Source organism: Sphingomonas sp. 28-62-11 (assembly GCF_002278865.1).
GTDB lineage: Bacteria > Pseudomonadota > Alphaproteobacteria > Sphingomonadales > Sphingomonadaceae > Sphingomonas.
This window is the reverse complement of record NZ_NCGB01000017.1, coordinates 1-18,663: the sequence shown is the minus strand read 5'-3', so window position 1 is coordinate 18,663 and position 18,663 is coordinate 1. Positions and strand designations below refer to the sequence as shown.

17 protein-coding genes and 1 tRNA gene are annotated in these 18,663 nt (G+C 62.3%); 10 read left to right on the top strand and 8 right to left on the bottom strand.

Annotation, left to right across the window (positions count from 1 at the left end):
* Positions 1–48: 48 nt before the first annotated feature.
* The gene (locus tag B7Y49_RS07080; RefSeq protein WP_374126878.1) at positions 49–1,218 is read left to right on the top strand and encodes a trans-acting enoyl reductase family protein; all 1,170 of its coding nucleotides are present in this window, start codon (positions 49–51) and stop codon (positions 1,216–1,218) included.
* A 65-nt stretch (positions 1,219–1,283) separates the two neighbouring features.
* Here the strand turns inward: B7Y49_RS07080 and B7Y49_RS07075 are convergent, their stop codons facing one another.
* From B7Y49_RS07075 to B7Y49_RS07065, 3 genes are all read right to left on the bottom strand, one after another.
* The gene (locus tag B7Y49_RS07075) at positions 1,284–1,616 is read right to left on the bottom strand and encodes a hypothetical protein (RefSeq protein ID WP_374126877.1); all 333 of its coding nucleotides are present in this window, start codon (positions 1,614–1,616) and stop codon (positions 1,284–1,286) included.
* Positions 1,617–1,619: 3 nt separating this feature from the next.
* Positions 1,620–1,916, bottom strand: coding sequence for a hypothetical protein (locus tag B7Y49_RS07070; protein WP_374126876.1), 297 nt, complete (start codon positions 1,914–1,916; stop codon positions 1,620–1,622).
* Between the two features lie 106 nt (positions 1,917–2,022).
* A complete protein-coding gene (locus B7Y49_RS07065) occupies positions 2,023–4,290 on the bottom strand; it encodes a ribonuclease R family protein (RefSeq protein WP_374126875.1) in 2,268 nt (755 codons plus the stop codon).
* 93 nt (positions 4,291–4,383) lie between these two features.
* On the opposite strand from B7Y49_RS07065, the gene glpD reads away from it, so the two are divergent.
* The 4 genes from glpD to B7Y49_RS07045 are packed head-to-tail and all read left to right on the top strand — an operon-like array spanning position 4,384 to position 7,332.
* Positions 4,384–5,844: a glycerol-3-phosphate dehydrogenase gene (gene glpD, locus B7Y49_RS07060; protein ID WP_374126874.1), complete on the top strand. Its 1,461-nt coding sequence runs from the start codon at positions 4,384–4,386 to the stop codon at positions 5,842–5,844.
* Entirely contained in the window at positions 5,841–6,767 is a 927-nt protein-coding gene (locus B7Y49_RS07055) for a rhodanese domain-containing protein (RefSeq protein WP_374126903.1), read from the top strand. Before glpD ends, B7Y49_RS07055 begins: the two co-directional genes overlap by 4 nt.
* A complete protein-coding gene (locus tag B7Y49_RS07050; protein WP_374126873.1) occupies positions 6,764–7,180 on the top strand; it encodes a DoxX family protein in 417 nt (138 codons plus the stop codon). The genes B7Y49_RS07055 and B7Y49_RS07050 overlap by 4 nt, the downstream gene beginning before the upstream one ends.
* On the top strand, positions 7,177–7,332 hold the full coding sequence (locus B7Y49_RS07045) for a hypothetical protein (protein WP_374126872.1): 156 nt from the start codon (positions 7,177–7,179) through the stop codon (positions 7,330–7,332). The genes B7Y49_RS07050 and B7Y49_RS07045 overlap by 4 nt, the downstream gene beginning before the upstream one ends.
* Positions 7,333–7,338: 6 nt before the next feature.
* Here B7Y49_RS07045 and B7Y49_RS07040 read toward each other — a convergent pair whose 3' ends face one another.
* A complete protein-coding gene (locus B7Y49_RS07040) occupies positions 7,339–8,307 on the bottom strand; it encodes a hypothetical protein (protein ID WP_374126871.1) in 969 nt (322 codons plus the stop codon).
* A 95-nt stretch (positions 8,308–8,402) separates the two neighbouring features.
* Entirely contained in the window at positions 8,403–9,665 is a 1,263-nt protein-coding gene (locus tag B7Y49_RS07035) for a Coenzyme F420 hydrogenase/dehydrogenase, beta subunit C-terminal domain (RefSeq protein WP_374126870.1), read from the bottom strand.
* A gap of 157 nt (positions 9,666–9,822) precedes the next feature.
* On the opposite strand from B7Y49_RS07035, the gene B7Y49_RS07030 reads away from it, so the two are divergent.
* The 4 genes from B7Y49_RS07030 (at position 9,823) to B7Y49_RS07015 (ending at position 13,128) form a co-directional block, all read left to right on the top strand.
* Positions 9,823–10,761, top strand: coding sequence for a tetratricopeptide repeat protein (locus B7Y49_RS07030; protein ID WP_374126869.1), 939 nt, complete (start codon positions 9,823–9,825; stop codon positions 10,759–10,761).
* A 66-nt stretch (positions 10,762–10,827) separates the two neighbouring features.
* Positions 10,828–12,591, top strand: a complete 1,764-nt coding sequence (gene recJ, locus B7Y49_RS07025) for a DHH family phosphoesterase (protein WP_374126868.1) — start codon at positions 10,828–10,830, stop codon at positions 12,589–12,591.
* Between the two features lie 9 nt (positions 12,592–12,600).
* Positions 12,601–12,987, top strand: a complete 387-nt coding sequence (locus B7Y49_RS07020) for a VOC family protein (RefSeq protein WP_374126867.1) — start codon at positions 12,601–12,603, stop codon at positions 12,985–12,987.
* 66 nt (positions 12,988–13,053) lie between these two features.
* Positions 13,054–13,128, top strand: a tRNA-Glu gene (locus B7Y49_RS07015).
* A gap of 250 nt (positions 13,129–13,378) precedes the next feature.
* Here B7Y49_RS07015 and glsA read toward each other — a convergent pair.
* Entirely contained in the window at positions 13,379–15,250 is a 1,872-nt protein-coding gene (gene glsA / locus B7Y49_RS07010; RefSeq protein WP_374126866.1) for a glutaminase A, read from the bottom strand.
* 517 nt (positions 15,251–15,767) lie between these two features.
* Between glsA and B7Y49_RS07005 the strand changes: the two genes are divergently transcribed.
* Positions 15,768–16,472 carry a class I SAM-dependent methyltransferase gene (locus B7Y49_RS07005; RefSeq protein WP_374126865.1) on the top strand — a complete coding sequence of 235 codons (705 nt, stop codon included), beginning with the start codon at positions 15,768–15,770 and terminating at the stop codon, positions 16,470–16,472.
* A gap of 80 nt (positions 16,473–16,552) precedes the next feature.
* On the opposite strand, the gene B7Y49_RS07000 is transcribed toward B7Y49_RS07005, so the two are convergent.
* Together B7Y49_RS07000 and B7Y49_RS06995 are read right to left on the bottom strand one after the other, a co-directional pair.
* Positions 16,553–17,287, bottom strand: a complete 735-nt coding sequence (locus B7Y49_RS07000) for a hypothetical protein (protein WP_374126864.1) — start codon at positions 17,285–17,287, stop codon at positions 16,553–16,555.
* Positions 17,288–17,669: 382 nt separating this feature from the next.
* A complete protein-coding gene (locus tag B7Y49_RS06995) occupies positions 17,670–18,515 on the bottom strand; it encodes a hypothetical protein (RefSeq protein WP_374126863.1) in 846 nt (281 codons plus the stop codon).
* Between the last annotated feature and the right edge of the window lie 148 nt (positions 18,516–18,663).

Sequence of the window (18,663 nt, the reverse complement as noted above, 5' to 3'; positions counted from 1 at the left end):
AGATACACCTCTCCCTGAACGGAGAGGAAGGATTTGGGAGAGACGATCATGCCATGCGAGTTCGACATCATCATTTATGGCGCTACCGGCTATACCGGGCGTCTGGTCGCCGAATATCTCGTCCAGGCCTATGCAGGCGCTGACAAGCCGAGCTGGGCGATGGCCGGGCGGTCGCTCGCCAAGCTGGAGGAAGTTCGCGACCTGATCGGCGCGCCATCGGATACGCCCCTCGTCGTCGCCGACGCCGAAGACCCCGCCAGCATCCGCGCGATGTGTGACCGGGCGACCGTGATCCTCACCACCGTTGGGCCCTACCAGCTTTACGGAAGCGATTTGGTCGCGGCATGCGCCGAAACTGGCACCGCCTATGTCGATCTGTGCGGCGAACCCGGCTGGATGAACGAGATGATCGCCGCCCACCACGAAACCGCGCAGAAAACCGGCGCGCGGATCGTGTTTTCGTGCGGGTTCGATTCGATTCCGTTCGATCTGGGCGTGCTAACGCTGCAGGAAGCGGCCAAGGCGAAGTTCGGCATGCCCGCCCCGCGGGTGAAGTGCCGGGTGCGTACGATGAAGGGTACCTTCTCCGGCGGCACCGCCGCCAGCCTGAAAGCAACGATGGCCGCCGCCGCGCGCAACCCGATGCTGATCGGCGTGCTGACCGATCCCTTCGCGCTGACCCCTGGCTTCAAGGGCCCAAGCCAGCCCAAGGGAATGCTGCCTGAATATGACAAGGCGATCGACAGCTGGGTCGCGCCGTTCATCATGGCGGCGATCAACACCAAGAATGTCCACCGCACCAATTTCCTGCTGGGTCAGGCCTATGGTGCCGATTTCGTTTATGACGAAATGGTCGTCGCGGGTCTCGGCGAGATGGGCAAGGCCGCAGCCGAAGCACTTGCCAAGATGAACCCGTTTTCGGGCGACAAAGGGCCCAAGCCCGGCGAAGGCCCGTCAAAGGAAGAGCGGGAGGCCGGCCATTATGACGTGCTGTTCATCGGCGAGATGGCCGATGGCCAGCGGATCGATGCTGTGGTGACGGGAGATCGCGATCCCGGCTATGGCTCCACCAGCAAGATGATCGCCGAGAGTGCGCTGTGCCTGGTGCGTGACGTGCCCGATGCGAAGGGTGGCATTTGGACGCCGGGCGCAATCATGGGCCCACCGCTGCGTCAGCGCTTGATCGACAAGGCGGGGCTGACTTTCGCGGCCGAGTGAATCCCCCAATGTGGTCGGCATTGATCGTCGCACGGCGCTGATAGCGGTTGGGCGGTATAAGTCGCTTAAACGTAGAACACGGTGGCCAGAAAGGCGACGGTCAGGGCGAGCACGATCGTAATCACGGCGTTCAGTCGCTGCCGACGGTTGATCTGCGAGTGATAGGCCTGAAGATCGAGAAAGTAGCGGTTCCGCCCCGCGTGGCAAACCATGCCCGTACGGATCATCCGCGCGAATATTTTTTCATCGGCATCGGTCGTGGTGCTGAAGGGGATCGCATCCTCGGCAGACAGCGCATGATTGGCCATGAACACCTGTGCCAAGCGGCGACGGGTTCGATCAAGCGCAGCGGTTTCGATCGTTGAGCGCCGCGTACCGGACATCGGGGCCATGGCCATCGCTTACCCCAAGATCCCGACAGCAACACCGCCCGCCAGCGCCAGTAACGCCATCGCCACACCGACGTTGCGTTTGCGGTTGTTGCGATAGGCATCATAGGTCGGCACATCGATGTAATAGGCGGACGTCGATGTCGGTACGATTACGCCTGCACGGATATAGCGGTCGAGAATGCGGCGTTCGATGCTGCGCGACGGGGTGAAACTAACCGCCTTTTCAGTCGAAACAGCGTTGCAGGACATGAAATGCGAGATGACATTGCGCCGCGCCCGCGCGACCATCGCTGCTGCTGCTCCCACACCACCCTCCAAGGCTCTTTTTTTGTTTATGGCACGCGTTGGTTTGCGCGTCATGCGCGAATACGTATCATTTGGTTGCTGATCGGCAATGGGGCCAAAGCCCATATCAGCGCTTTTTCCCCTGATGCCGGATATTGGCGGGACGACCGCGATGCTTGATGATGCGCTTGGGGCGATCGCCAGTCGGCCGCGCATCGCCGCCGCCAATGCCCTTCCCGTCGACCATTTCGAACCGCAGCGCGCCCGATACCGGGTTGGCCTCCGCCAGCCGCAATTGCAGCCGCATCCCGCTGGAGTAGGTTTCGCCGCTATGCTCGCCGATCAGCGCCTTGGCGGCTTCGTCATAGCGGAAATATTCGCGGCCAATATCGCGCACCGGCATCAGGCCATCGCCGCCGATCCCCTCTACGGTCGCGAAGAACCCGAAATTCTGCACGCCCGTGATCCTCACATCGACCACCTCGCCCACGCGCTCGCCGAGATAGGCGGCGACATAGCGATCGATCGTATCGCGCTCCGCCTCCATCGCGCGGCGTTCGAGCATCGAGATGCTCTCGCCGATCTTGTCCATCGACGCGGCCTCGCCCTCGGTGAGCCCGCCGTGGCCGAGCTTGTACGCCGCGACGAGCGAACGGTGGACGACCAAGTCGGCGTAACGGCGGATCGGCGACGTGAAGTGCGCGTAGCTGCCGAGCGCCAATCCGAAATGACCGTGATTGCCGGGCGCGTAATAGGCTTGGGTCTGGGTACGCAGGATCTGCTCCATCACTTGCGGTCGGAAATCGCTCTCGCCGATCCTGTCGATCACGTGATTGAACGTGGATGGTTTCACCACCTGCCCCAGCGCAAATTCGACCCCGAACGTCTTGAGATAATCCTTGAGCGCGACCAGCTTTTCGCGCGCTGGCGGTTCGTGATCGCGGTACATGACTGGCGCCTTCTTCTTCTCCAACGCTTTCGCCGCCGCGACATTGGCGGCGATCATATATTCCTCGATCAGCTTGTGCGCATCGAGCCGCTCGCGCGGCGCGACTGACATGATCCGTCCCTTCTCGTCGAGCACGACGCGGCGTTCGGGCAGATCGAGATCGAGCGGCGCGCGTTTGGCGCGGGCATCGGCCAGCGCGCGCCAGCAGAACCAAAGGGGCAGAAGCGCGCTCTCGACCAATCCGTCATCCCAGCGAAGACCCAGCGGAGGCGCTTTTTGGGTATGCGCGTCGATCGCCGCCTGTGCCTCTTCATACGCGATGTTCGCCGCAATCCGCACCACCGCGCGGGTGAAGTGCCAGCTTTTGAGCGCGCCGCCTTTGCTGATCTGCAGGTGGCAGACGAGTGCAGCCCGGTCTTCGCCCGATTTCAGCGAGCACACATCGGCCGAGAGCAATTCGGGCAGCATCGGCACGACACGATCAGGGAAATAGACGCTGTTGCCGCGCCGTCGCGCTTCCTTGTCGATCGCCGAACCCGGTCGGACATAAAAACTCACATCGGCAATCGCGACAATCGCGCGCCAACCGCCGGCATTGTCGGGATCATCATCGGGCGTCGCCCAGACGGCATCGTCATGGTCGCGCGCATCCTCGGGATCGATCGCGACGATCGGCAGGTGGCGCAAATCCTCGCGGCCGTCGCCCAGCGCTTGGCGGGCCACGTCGCCCGCTTCCTCGATCGCCTCGGGCGCGAACTCGTTTGGGATGCCGAGCTTGTGGATCGCGATCATCGAAAAGCTGCGCGGCGCGAACGGATCACCCAGCACCTGCGTCACCCGCGCGGTGATACGCGGCGGGCGGCCTGCCTTTTCGGCCAGCACCAGATCGCCAGGGTTCGCGCCGCCTGCGTCGGATACCTGATGTTCCCGCCGCTCGCGCTTGTCGACGCCGATCAGCCACAGCTTGCCGCCCTCCTCGCGCAGCACGCCCAAGATCAGCTCCTCACCCTTGGCGAGCGATTTCAGCGGATGCGCGATCCAGCCATTCCCGGCTTCCTCAGTGCGCGCCAATATCCGGTCGCCGATGCCGAGCGCGCCACGCCGCCCCTTCTCCCGCACGCGCAATCGCGGTGCGGGGGTATCGGCCTGCCAGCTTTCCGGCACCGCCCAGCATTGCCCGTCATCGCCGACATCGGTGATGCGCAGCACAGTCACCTTCGGCACGCCACCCATCTGGTGGAACGCGCGGCCGGGGGAACTGTCGATCAGGCCTTCATCGGCCATGTCCTTCAGCAGCGCCTTGAGCGCGATCTTCTCTGCGCCATGCAGGCCGAATGCCTTGGCGATCTCGCGCTTGCCGACCGAGGTTTCGGCGGTGGCGATGAAATCGAGAATTTGCTTGGGGGTCGGCAGGCCGCCGGTCGGCTTGGGGGTAAATTTGGGCATCGCCCAAGGGATAGGCGGTTGCGCGCAATCTACCAAATTTCTTCTGGCAAATTCCTTCTGTGCGAAGCCGGACCGTCACGCTATCGGACAACGGTGACATATGACCTTCTCATCATCGGCGGTGGCATCAACGGCGCGGCGATTGCGCGTGAGGCGGCGCTGAACGGGCTGAAGGTGGTGCTGGTCGAGAAGGGCGATCTGGCCGGCGCGACGTCGTCGGCGTCGACCAAGCTGATCCATGGCGGGCTGCGCTACCTGGAGTATTACGAGTTCAAGCTGGTAGCGGAGGCGCTGCGCGAGCGCGAGCGGCTGGTGAAGGCGGCACCGCACATCATCTATCCGCTGCAATTCGTGCTGCCGCATGAAAATGCAGTTCGGCCCTGGTTTCTGGTGCGGCTGGGGCTGCTGCTGTATGATTTTCTGGGTGGGCGCATGTCCCTCCCCCGGTCGCGCGGGCTGCGGGCCAGCGACACGGCGTTCACCGCGCCGCTGAAAGGTGGGAGCAAGGGTTTCGTCTATTCGGATGCATGGGTCGACGATGCGCGGCTGACGGTGCTGAATGCGGTTGATGCCGCCGCGAATGGCGCGGAGATCATCGTCCAAACCGCGATCGTTTCTGCCCGGCGCGAAGGCGATGCGTGGCGGGCGATCCTTTCCGACGGGCGCGAACTGACCACGCGGGCGATGGTCAATGCGGCAGGGCCGTGGGTGCATCAGATGCTCGGCAAACTGGGGGTCAACGCAGCCAGCGGCATTCGACTGATCAAGGGCAGCCACATCGTCGTGCCGACACTCTTCGACGGCGATCAGGCCTATATCCTGCAACAGCCCGACCGGCGGATCGTGTTCGCCATCCCCTATGAAAACGGCTCGACCGAAATCGGCACGACCGATGTGCCCGTCGACGCGCCCGAGGACGCAGTGATCGATGCGGACGAAATCGCCTATCTGTGCGACGCGGTGAACCGGCATTTCGTCCGCCAGGTGACGCCGGCCGACGTCACCTCGACCTGGTCCGGCGTGCGCCCGCTGTACGATGACGGTGCGAGCGAGGCGAAGGCAGTGACGCGGGACTATGTGCTCGAACTCGACACGCATGGCCCGGCTTTGCTGTCGATCTTCGGCGGCAAGATCACCACCGCGCGCCATCTGGCCGAGGAAGCGGTGGGCAAGCTGGCGCGCCCGATGGGATTCACAGCGCGTGCCACCACGCGAACCCGACCATTTCCGGGTGGCGATATCGGCGATTTCACCGCGTTCCTCGCCAAGGTTCGTGCGACATGGCCGTTTCTGGGGGAAGCGCGTTCATACCGTATGGCCCGCGCTTATGGATCGATGCTGCACCAGATGCTCGAGGGCGTCGATAGCGAAGCGGCGATGGGCGCCGATCTGGGCGGCGGGCTGACCGAGATCGAAGCGCGCTGGATGCACGACCGCGAATGGGCACGCACCCCCGAGGATGCGCTGCTGCGGCGGTCGAAGATCGGGCTGCATTTGTCGCCCGACCAACGCCTGGCGTTTGATGCGTGGTGGGCAGCGAGCTTTCCGCGATGATCGCCGTTGCCGCCCTTTACCGTTTTGCCCGGTTCGACGATCCGGCCGCTTTGCGCGCCCCCCTGCTCGCCGCGTGCGAAGCTCAGGACATCAAGGGCACGTTGTTGCTCGCTCGTGAGGGTATCAATGGTACGATTGCGGGCAGTGGTGAAGCGATCGCAGCGGTGCTGGGCCATATCCGCGCTCTGCCCGATTGCGCCGATATCGATGTGAAATACGCCACCGCCGATGCAATGCCCTTCCACCGCATGAAAGTCCGCCTGAAGCGCGAGATCGTGACGATGGGGCAGCCCGATATCGATCCGCTCGACGTGGGCCATTATGTCGCGCCCGCCGAGTGGAACGCGCTGATCGATTCGCCCGACACGATCGTGATCGACACGCGCAATGCCTATGAGGTGAAAGTCGGCACATTCAACGGTGCCATCGATCCCGAAACCAGCAGCTTCAGCGAATTCCCCGACTGGTTCCGCGCCAACCGCGAAGCCCTTGCCGACAAAAAAGTCGCGATGTTCTGCACCGGCGGCATTCGATGCGAAAAGGCGACGGCATTCCTGAAGGCCGAAGGGATAACCGATGTTTTTCACCTGAAGGGCGGCATCCTGAAATATCTTGAGGAGGTGCCACCCGCCGAGAGCCGCTGGCAGGGCGAATGCTTCGTGTTCGATGAGCGGGTCGCCGTCGGCCATGGGCTTACACCCGGCAGCCACGGGCTGTGCCGCGCTTGCCGCATGCCCGTGAGCACTGAGGACCGCCAGTCGCCCCATTACGAAGAGGGGGTGAGTTGCCCCGCCTGCCATGCCACGCGCGACGAAGAACAGCGCGCAGGGTATGCCGAACGCCACCGGCAAGTGATGCTCGCCCAGGCGCGCGGTGAGGTGCATGTCGGCGCCATACAGGCCAACGCGGACGAGCGCGTATGAGCGGCCTCGAGCGCACCCGCACCGTGCTGCGCTGGGTAATCGCGGCGGCCTATCTGTTCGTCGGCATCGTCCATTTGCGATCGCCCAACGGGTTCATGCCGATCGTGCCCGATTGGGTGCCCTATCCGCTGGAGACGATTCTGCTGACCGGGGTGTGCGAGATTGCCGGGGCGATCGGCCTGATGACCAAACGATTCCGCCGCGCCGCTGCCTGGGGCCTCGCCGCCTATGCCGTCTGCGTGTTTCCGGCGAACATCAAACATGCGGTCGAGGGCGTGATCATCGGTGGAACGCAGCTTGGCTGGGGTTATCATGCGCCGCGCCTAGCGTTCCAACCGGTACTGGTCTGGTGGGCACTGTTCGCCGGTGGCATTACTAGCTGGCCATTTGGACGGAAAGGACCTGCACGATGAGCGATACGCTCGACGATCAGATCATCGAGACCCCAGATGGCCCGATGACCTGGGCCGCGTGGAAAAAGAAGAACCCCGTGCAAGTGCCGTCGCGCCGCACCAAGGGCAAGGACCTGCCCGTCAAGGTCAAGCGCTTCACCGACAAGAAGTGAAGCTGCTCAGCGCCGCCGTGGTGGTTTCAACGTAAGCCCCGGCACCGCGCCGCACTGCTCCATTACCAGATCGATCATTGCCACCAGCCGATCGCGCGCCTGGGCGATGCCGGTGTCACTCGATCCGCGTTCCTCGGTCTCAACGTTCAGATAGGCCAACCCGTGTTGCGCGGCGTAGTTCGATAGCGATCCGTCGCTTACCGCGACGCGTTCGAACACCAGATTGGCATTAGTGGCTGCCAAGACGGGCGCACACGGTGCCGACCGCCGCTGACGGCCATCGAGGTGCGGCATCAGCACGAGACTGTCGGCATCATCGAACGGCCATGCCCGCACACGGGCGGGGCGGGGTTGATAGCGGGTGCTGCAAAGCTCGACCGAAATCGCCCCGCGCCCCGGCCGAATGGCGGGACAGTCCGACAGGCGCGGATCGAAATCGGGCGCGTTGGTGTGCAGCGCGACGATCAAACGTGGCGGCGCCCCCAGATCGGCCAGCATCCGCGCCACATAGGCCGGGTTGGCGTCGCTGAAATGGCGATTGGGATCGATCGGCGTGCCGACCACTTCGCTGTTGAAGCGGGCATTGTACCGCGTATCGACGGGGCCGGTATCGACCACCATTGCCACGCCGCCCCAGCTTTTTACTGCCGTCAGTGCCGCCGCAAAAGTCGCATTCTCATTATCGTGCGTGACGACCCATAATGGCCCGTCAGGGTTTGCCAGATTGCTGATCCGCCAGAACCGCCACGTCGCTTCCGCCTCAGTAAAGGCAATCCGCTCCACCAAAAGCCCGCGCCAGATCGCTGGATCGCGCTGCCGGGCGAAATCATCGTCGGCGACCGTCAACGGATCGATCGGTAAAATCAGCGTCTGGCTCGACCCAACGCCGGTGATCGCCAGTAAGCCAAGCAATATCGCCCACCGACCGGCGGCGCGGCGCAGGGCCGATATTTTCGATTCGCCCCGCGCCAACATGCGATATGGTTAACGCACCGCGGATGGTACGAATAGCTATCCGTTGATCGCGTTTTGCCCGGGTGACCTGAATCAGGACGCGGGAGCTACCCGCGCTAGCGCTGCACGTCACTTTTAGCAGCCGGCAATTCCCCCTCGCCCGGCACCAGATCATAGGGCGCGACAAGCGCCCAGATATGCGCGGGGATCATCGTCTTCATTCGCCGTGGCCGTTCGCGCCGCAAATGTACCACGGTCTCGGCCGCCTTCATCTCGACCCGGGTGCGGGCAAATTCCAGCCCGCGCGGGCCGAAACGCGGCATCAGCCAGCCGACGATCGGCCGTACCCATTCGGGCATCCGGCGCAGTGGCAAGCCGCCCGCGGCGCGCTCGACATTGATGATGAAGCCCTTCACCGCGCTCGCGCGCTTGCCGGCATTGCCGGGCGGTGCCAGCTTTACCTCGTCGCCCAGCAACGCCAGCAGCTCCGCGCCGCGTTCATTGCGGATGACGAGCCACTGCTCGCCTTCGCCCGCCATATAACCCACCGTCACATCGGCGAGCACATTGGTGTAATCCACACAGGTGCGGCAGGTGAGCGGGAAGAAATCGGGCGGCAGCTTCGAAATCGGCAGCTGCAGGAACGGGATCGCCTTCACCCGGCCATCGGTGAAGCGCAGCTCGACATGATAATCGGCGCGGAACTCCAGATAGGTAATGCTGTCGGGATCATCGGCGAGCAGCGCGAGAAAATCGTGGAAGCGTTCGGTGGTGGTGTTGTCCGAACAGGGCGTGCCGATCACGTACAGCCGCTCGAACCCCAGGCTCGCCTCGATCTTGCGGAGCGCATGGACCTGGCACGGTATGCCGATCACCGCGATCCGCTTATACCCGGCATCGCGCGCGGGCTGGAGCAGCGCCAGCAGCGGCGCATAGCCCATCCGCATGCCGCGCACCTGCGCCATCCCCTCGGCACGTGTTACCAGCACCGGCACCGGCTTCCAGCGATCATCGGGATCAGGTGCCATCGTCAGCACGGCATCGACCGCGCCGGTTTCGAGCAGTTTTTCGCCCAGTCTGGTCGTAATCCCCGTCCACTGCGCGCCCGCCAGCGCCGTACCCAACTTTGCCCGGTACATCTGGCGATAGGGCCCGAAAAATAGCTCATCGCCTTTGGCGGGATCGCGCGGGCGGCCGTGCACCTGCGCCTCCATCGCCGGATAATCGGGCTTGATGAACTGGCAGGCCGTGCCGCACCGCTTATGCTCGGGCGTGCGCGAAATGCCGCAATCGGTGCACAGATCACGCGGCACGGCGGCGGCGAGCGGCGGCGCCCAAAGTGCGGCAGAATCGGCAGGGCTGGTTGGCAGTGCGGGCAAGGTGGCAATCTCGAGTCATCACCGGTCGAGTGCGCCGGCGCGCCAAGGTTTCAGCGATGCGCGCGGCAAAGTCCACAGGTGGGTGGCCCCGGCGGCGGCGCCTTGCCCGACACAGGCGCTTGATTTAGAAGAGTTCATTCTGGCGGGGGCGTCATCCATGCGCAAAATTATCTCGGGATTGGGCATCATCAGCGGCATTGTGTGTGCCGCCGGGGCCTCCGCCGAAAGCGTGACGCTGACCGGTGATTTCCCCGCAGCCTACCGTGAAGCCAGCTTCCTGACCCGCATGGCGATTGACCGTTTCGATGGCGGCGATGGCCCTGCCCTGTCGATTGCCCTCGAACGGGCGCTTTCAGGGAATGGCGGGGCGGCGCATTTCGCGGTCATGTCGATGGCACGGCGATCGGGCATGGGGCCGGTCGACGCTGATGGTGTGCTATCAGGTGTCGTGTCGACAGAGGTCAACGAAAATCGCGACGTGCAGAAACGCGAGGAATGCGCCGAAAAAGTCGACAACAAGTGCACTAAGAAGCAACAGGTCGAGATCATCTGTCGCAAGCGGACGATCGACGTGATCGCCGATCTGCGGATTGTGCGGGCACGTGACCGATCGGTCGCCTATTCATCGCGCAAATCTCGGCACGACGAAGTCACATGGTGCCCCAACGCCAGCGCGCCCGGCGCAGTGGAGGGAACAATCCGCGGTATGATCGACAGCGTCGCTGCCGAGACCGCGCGCGAAATCGCACCGTATACCGAACGCTATGTGCTGCGCTTCTACGAAAACCGCACGGGCATGCCCAAAGACATAAGCAATGAATTCAAGGCGGCGATCAGGCTGACCCAACAGAATCTGCCGGAGGCCTGCCGCGCCTTTGCAGCGATCGATACAGCGCTCCCCGGACAGGTGAGCGTTACCTATGATTTGGGAATCTGTGCCGAAGCGCGCGGCGATTATGCAGAAGCGATGGCGCTGTATCAGCGCGCCGCCGCGATCCGGCCACGCGATCGGGCCGATTTCGACGCCGGCATTGATCGCACCCAGCGGCTGATCGTCGCCCGAAACGACGAACGCGAGCGTCAGCGCCGCCGCTGAGTACAGCCCCAGGCGGTTCGGGCAGGCATTGGCGACGCCAGTGCGACCAGCTACGGTCCGGCGCCCATGAACACCGTCCTCAACATCACCCAATCCATCCTTGGCCAACCGTGGCGATGGCGCGCGCTGAGTGCCGATGCGCGCGATCCTGATTACGCCCCCGACGACCTCGTCACCCAGCTGCTGATGGCGCGTGGATGCCCGCGTGAGGCGCTTGAAGCGCACAAGGCCCCCAGCATCCGGGGCTTCATGCCCGATCCGTCGATCTTTCGCGATATGGACCGCGCCGCAGAGCGGCTGGCCGCGGCCGTAATTGCGGGCGAGCAAGTGACAATCTTTGGCGATTACGACGTCGATGGTGCCACGTCGGCGGCGCTGATGATCCTGCTGCTTCGGGAATTGGGGCTTACCGCCAGCGCCTATATCCCCGACCGATTGATGGAAGGCTATGGCCCGTCGGGCGAAGCGCTGGTGAAGATCGCCGCTGGAGGTGCGACGCTGATCGTGACGGTCGATTGCGGCGCCCAGGCATTCGAGGCGCTGGAAATGGCGCGCGAAGCAGGGGTCGACGTGATCGTGGTCGATCATCACAAATGCGCCAGCGCGCTGCCGCTCGCTTATGCCATCGTGAACCCCAACCGGCTCGACGAGGGCGAAGGCGCGGCGCATGGCCATCTCGCGGCGGTCGGCGTGGCGTTTCTGCTCGGTGCGGCGCTAATCCGCACACTGCGTGCCCATGGCTACTTCGCCACCCGGCCCGAACCGAAACTGCTTGAGTTGCTCGATATCGTCGCGCTTGGCACGGTGGCCGATGTCGCGGCGCTGCGCGGGCTGAACCGCGCCTTTGTGTCGCAAGGACTGAAGGTGATGGCTGCCCGACGCAACATCGGCCTCAACGCGCTGATTGAGGCATCGCGACTCACGCGTGCGCCAACCGCGACCGATCTCGGCTTTGCGCTCGGGCCGCGGATCAACGCGGGCGGGCGCGTTGGCAAATCCGATCTTGGTGTGCGCCTGCTCACCACCAGCGATCCCGATGAAGCCCGCATGATCGCGACCGAACTTGACCGGTTGAACGAGGAACGCCGCGCGATCGAAGGCGATGTGCAGATCGCGGCCGAGGCGATGGCGGCATCACAGGCCAATCGGGCGGTGATCGTCGTGGCGGGCCAAGGCTGGCACCCCGGCGTGATTGGGATCGTGGCCGGGCGGCTGAAGGAAAAATTCGGACGGCCCGCGATTGTCATCGCGCTCGATGATGCCGGGATTGGCAAGGGATCGGGGCGATCAGTATCGGGCGTCGATCTGGGGCAAGCAGTGCTCGCCGCGAAGGAAAATGGCGTGCTTGTTGCGGGCGGTGGCCATGCGATGGCGGCAGGGCTCACGATCGACACCGATCAGATCAGCGCGTTCGGTGATTTTCTGGAAGGCCGCCTTGCGGAAGCTGTGGCGCGATCAACGGGCGACCGTGCCTTGCTCGTCGATGCGCTGGTGGCACCTGGTGGCGTCACCCCGGCCCTTGTGGCCGCGCTGGAGCAGGGCGGACCCTATGGCATGGGCTGGCCAGCGCCGCGCGTCGCCGCCGGGCCAGTGCGGGTGATCAAGGCCGATATCGTCGGCAACGGCCATGTCCGCGCGGTGATGGCGGGCGATGATGGCAAGAGCATCAAGACCGTGGCGTTCCGCCAGGCCGAATCACCCTTGGGTCTCGCGCTCCTGGGCGCAGCGCCCCATCGCCGCCTATGGATCGCAGGGCGCGCCAAGATCGATGACTGGTCATCAAGGCCAGCCGCCGAAATTCATCTCGATGACGCAGCATGGGCGGATTAGGAGCAGGCGATGTTCAGTCATGTCACCCTTGGCACCCAAAATCTGGATCGGGCGCGGCGATTTTACGAGCCAGTCATGGACACGCTCGGGATTTCGTCACCTTTTGAATTGCCAGGCACATTAGTGTTCGGCAGCTTGGTCGGCGCCAAGATCTTTATCGTCTCCCCGTTCGATGGGCAGCCTGCAAGCGTTGGAAACGGCAGCCATATAGCTCTTTCCGCGCTCAATCGCGCTGCCGTGGATGCCTTTCATTCTGCGGCACTCGCACACGGCGGCACCGATGAAGGCGCGCCGGGGCTGCGCCCGCATTATCACCCCAATTACTACGCTGCTTATGTTCGCGATCCGGATGGCAACAAGCTGCAGGCGGTTTGCCATCGTCCGATAGACGATTGACCGGGTTGACCGCGGGTCATCATTTCCCTAGGCGATTTTTCGACGCCAACCGGCACGCCCGGCCTTGGCCCCTTCGTCTAGCGGTTAGGACGCGGCCCTTTCACGGCTGAAGCACGGGTTCGATTCCCGTAGGGGTCACCAACATTTCCGCCAATTTTTGCGCGTGGCTGACGAAAATACCTAATCGATATCTAATAAGCGCGCTTGGGCCATCACCACAGCTGACACGGCGAATCTTGAAAAGCGGTCAAGAACGACCCGATGTCCGCGAATCGAGAATGTGTCTTTTGGAACTAGCATTCGGTGGCGGTAGATCGTCCCAATGGCTGCTATTGGGTGGATAGTGCTCGGGCGGCTTTTGGTTGCTCAGATGGCCTAAGCTGTCGTTCGTTCAGGCCGCGACATCGGTAAACGACCGGATTTCGCGGTTCGCCTTGCGCAGACGCTGCGAGAGCTCGCGACCGATATTGCGCAGCAACGCAGCGTGAACCGCCGGCGCGGTGAGCGACAGCGCATCGAGCCGATCGAGCGACAGGACATAGACCGATACGTCGGTGTCGGCGATGATGTCTGCCGAGCGCGGTGCGCCGTCGACCAGCGCCATTTCGCCAAAGGCGACGCCGGGATCGAGCGTCGTCAGGCGCACCCGGTGGCCGTCGCCCGTGTTCAGGCTGACCGTCACGGTGCCGCGCGCAAGGAAATAGAGATCGCTCGCCGGTTCGCCTTCCCGCACGATATGGCTACCGGCGGGCAGTTCATGCTTCTCCAGCGCCGTTGCTAGCGCATCGAGGAGGCTATCCTCGAGCCCGCGCAAGAGGTTCATCTCGGCAAGCTTCGCCCGTGGCTCACCATCGGATTGCGCATCCGCCTTGGCGAGCACATCATTTTCGGCCCATTCGAGTGCCTCATCGGCATCGGCAAATACCGTCGCGAAATCAACACCGGCGCGCGCCATCTCCTCGCCACAGGCGGAATCGCGCCACATGGCCAGCCGCACGATCCGACCGGCCTTGGCCTGCCCGGCCATCAGCTGGACGATCAGCAGTGCTGCCTGGGGCTCGACCATGTCTGATCGCGACAGATCAAGGATCAGATGGGAAACGCTGTCGGGCAGCGCCGCAGACAGCCGACTGATCTGCTCGATCGCGGCAAAGTGAATCCGCCCCCGTAGCTCAACAACCTTGATGGCCGCGCCGTGACGATCAAGTGCCGCGCGCTCGGTCTGCGACCGGGTCCGCTTCGAGCTGACCGTGGCTGCATCATAGCTGCGGCGGATCGACGAAATCGCCCCTTCGGCAACATCGAACATGTTGAGCCCGAACCGTTGCGACAGCGTTTCGCACACCTTGATGCCGCGATAGGAATTGCCGCGTTCGTCAAGCGGTGGTGAGAAAACGCCAATGCCCATCACCCCGGGCAGCACCGCGATGACACCGCCGGCAACGCCGCTCTTGGCCGGCAGACCGATGCGATATCCCCATTCGCCCGAATAATCATACATCCCGCAGAAGTTCATCACCGAGATGACGTTCTTCACATAGGCCGGATCAATCGCCTGCACGCCGGTGGCCGGGTTGAGGCCGCCATTGGCGAGCGTCGCCGCCATGCGCGCCAGATCGCGGGCGGTGACGAGCATCGAACATTGCTGGAAATACAGGTCGAGATGCTCGTCGATCGGCTCAACGAGCATGCCGAAGTTCAGCTCAAGATGGGCAATCGCGCGATTGCGATGGCCCGTCGCTTTTTCGGAAGCGAACACCGCTTCGTCCACGTCGACCGGGTGGCCGATATAGCGTTCGAACATATCGCGCACCCGCTGCACGCGTGGCGCCAGCGACGGGCCGGTGACGAGGCTGGAGGTTACGATTGCGCCTGCATTGACCATCGGGTTGAACGGGCGATTGGCGCGCTGATCGAACACGATCGAGTTGAAGGCGTCCCCGCTCGGTTCGACACCGACCCGGCGCAGCACCTCGTCCATGCCGTGGTCTTCAAGCGCCAGCCCGAAGGCGAACGGCTTTGAAATCGACTGGATCGTGAAGGGCACATCCGAATCGCCGACCGCGTAGATCGAGCCATCGACGGTCGCGATCACGATGCCGAACTGGTTAGGATCCGCCTTGGCGAGCTCGGGGATGTAATCGGGAAGGTGGCCGCCTTTTTCCTTCTTGATCGAGGCGTATAGCTCGCCGAGCACCTCATCGATCAGGCTGGCACTGATGCCCTTCTTCGTCGGTGTGCGCCGCTTCTTGCGGTCAGCCATTATTCCCCTCCCCCCAAGGATCGTTCCACCGTGGCAATGATGGTACGCGTCCGGAATAACGCAGTGGTCAGGCATTGCCTATGGGGCATTTCACAGTCCGACCGCCTGTCGGGTCATCCACAGATCGGTCGACACCGGCACCCACCACGCTCGTGTCGGACAAACGGGGCAGCTAATAGCGGACGCGAATGAGCTGCAAATCCAGAGCAAAACTCGCCTCGCCTTTTCGTTGTTTCAACTCGTCGCCCAAGGAAATCCGGCTTGTGGTGATGATGGATGTCCGCGTTGCACTCTCTCTGCGACATGTCGAGGACAGGCTGTTTTCGCGGTATCAACGTCTGCCATGAGACCGTGCGGATGTGGTGGAACAGATTTCGGCAAGTTTTCGTCGGCGAAATTCCGCGGCAGCAGTTCCGCGCATGGAAGTGTTGGTGAACGACCGGCAGCATTCGGGATCAGCTTCTGAGCACGGGAATGACGGAGACCGGGTTGGCAGCAGTCCCAGGAGTGCCGGTGGATGGCTGCTACCGCTGTTCGCTACAACCTTGGGTCACGGGTTGCGTCGAATCCTCCGAGGGCGGAAGATGGTGGCGCTATGAAACTTTATTCGGAGACCATCTTTCCTTGGTTCTTGGACCGCTCACTCGACACGCCGCAGATTCGCGCTCGTCGAAAGCGCTTGGTCGAAAGTGTAGAGGGCGACGTGCTTGAGATTGGTTTCGGCACAGGGGCGACACTGCCATTCTATAATCGGGATCTGGTTCGGTCGTTGTCGGTGGTGGAACCTTCCACCGGTATGAACAAACGTGCCGCAGAAATGATCGACAGACTGAACTGGTCGATCACCATCGATGCTCTTGCCGGTGAAGATCTGCCATTTGAGGATCAGACTTTCGATTGCGTTGTGTCCAGCCTGACGCTGTGCAGCGTTTCCGATCCAGTCCGTGTCCTAGCCGAAATCTGGCGTGTTCTTCGCCCCGGTGGGACATTGCGCTTCTTCGAACATGTAGCGAGCGAGGATCCCGAGCGGCGCAAATGGCAAGATCGGCTCAATCCCATCCAACGCGTGGTGGGGGTTGGCTGCAATCTGAACCGCGATACCGTTGGGTTGATGCGAGCGGCGGGTTTCGTCATCGGGTCGGTACCGCAGCAGATCGAACCCAGCTTTCCGTTCGCCGCTTATTTGCCCTTCGTCGAAGGTATCGCCGTGAAAGCCGAATGATCAAAGGCTTATCTGTATGAAATTGGGCCAAAGGGCGTAACGAGCGAGCCTCTCCCGTGACGGGACAGCGAGAGCGACAATCAACGAACGCTGATTGTCGATTGATGATAGCCTGAGTTCCCAGTCTTTGCGTTCTGGGCAAATACCACAAGTCGGTAGCGTCCGGGGCCGGGAGCGGGCATCTTGACCGAGAAACCACCAGGCGACGTTACGAAAGCAAGCGGTCTAGCGTTGACCTTACGCCGCCCCCGCCAGATCGAAGCCTCGACCCGATATTCAGCCGCATCCCAGAGTCCACCGGGCGTGATCGGACAGCCGCACATCAATTCGACATTCGCCTTGATCGAAAGGGTTTGACCTTCCTGCGTGCTGTCGGGCGTTATCGCCAATCCAGGCAGTTCAATCATCCAGCCATTGCCAAGATCGGTTGCTTGCCCCGGCATTATCCAACGCTCGGCGCTCGCGTGGATGATCGACCCCGGCCGGTTGAGCGGTCCCTCGACTTCGAGCTTGACCTTAGTCGGCTCGACGATGTCGATCGTGGTCGTGAACGAAGCTGCTTCCGGCGTTGCCCGGATGGGACTTCGGCCCCTGGAGTCCATGATCAGGCGCGTGTCGCCGGTGCCGCCCGCCGTTACGCCGGACGCCAGAATCTTGCGGCTGCGGGCATCGCGGAGGATCACGCGTGCTCCGCCCATTGCGTCGCCGACAAACTTGGCGTCCTGGCTGATGACCCTGACCGTGATCTTGGTGGGTTCGGCCTCGGCACGGCCAGCGATGAGAAGCAGCGCAATCCAGGGACTTTTTCTTATCATGGGCCTTTTAAAGCTCCATTTCGTTCAGCTGTCGAGAGTGGGGCCAAGTGTCCAGTCATCGGCGTTTACTCAAGCCTATCGGCGATATCCCGCCCGCAGAAGCCGAGCGACATTACTAATCCATGGTGGATGACCTTCCCATGGTCGCGCAGCGTAAATCATCTAGCCTCCCGCGACTGCGGCGCAGTTCCCGCGATTGGCATCTCGTCATGCCTGTTTCTCGCCCGATTTTTCGAAAATTCCCTGTTTTTATCCCACATAACGGGGAAAAGCAGTGACGGGTTAGCGACGCACTGCCCGGGTCAGCATCTCTCAAGCCAGCGCTAGAAATACCAAATATTTCAAGTCAATTGGACTGAGGCAGACCGCCGAAATCGCTTGGCTATCGACCTCGTTCCCAAACGTGCACGAAAGCTCGCCATTTGACGCGGATCGGTTGCCGTTCGTCGGACATCGTATCGACAAACTCGGCAAGGCGCTGCGATTTGGCGGCAATGTAAAAAGTGAAGAAAGTCATTGGAACGAGGGCAGCTACGAAATAGAGCGATTTTTGAACGAGCGACACCTGGGTCAAATCGATCAGGTTCATGCCCAGAAAACCAGTCACCAAGGTACCAATCAAGCCAAAAAAAGTAACGACCGTCAGCCGAACAACCGTGTTGGCCTGCTTTCGCAAACCGTCGCTGTCGAGATAGCTAATCATATCCAGTACTTCTTCGCGCACGTCGACAAATAGCCGCTCAGTGCCGAGATGGTGTGTCCATAGCTTAAACAGATCTTGTGCCGGACGCTGATTGGAAACCTCTTGGAACCAATATCGGTGGGTAAATCGTAGAAAATTTACGTGGCACAACCGACTTTCGCGCTTGAAGCGCTTTACCGTTGTGGCGGAATAATTTTGCAATTGGCTCATGGCCGTTGCGAGCCGATCCCTTACGATCAGGAGGGCGGCCTTGTGGAAATGGGCGATCAGCCCAAGCAGAAAATATTGGTGTCGGAACTGCGAAAGGATGCCCGTTTCTGCGTTGGTAAAGTGCGGATTATCGGCCTCGCCGACCATGATGAAGGCGCGCCCTGAACAAATCATGCGCGTCGCCGTCTGATCATGCCCGCGTTGCCCATCCCAGAACCGATCATAGCAATGCCGCGCTTCGAACCCTTCAAGAAACCCCGCCGCAAAGGGGGCAAGCCCCTTTGGCCCAGGCCGTGCCGCCAGCCCGAGCCGCATCCAGTCATCCCGACCGATGCGATAAGGATCATCGACGGCGAGATAAGCCATGACGTGCTCCCCTGAAACTCCGCCAGTCTGAGCTAGAGTCCTTCATGAAGGAGGACGACGATGAAGCGCAGCAGATTTACCGAGGAGCAGATCATAG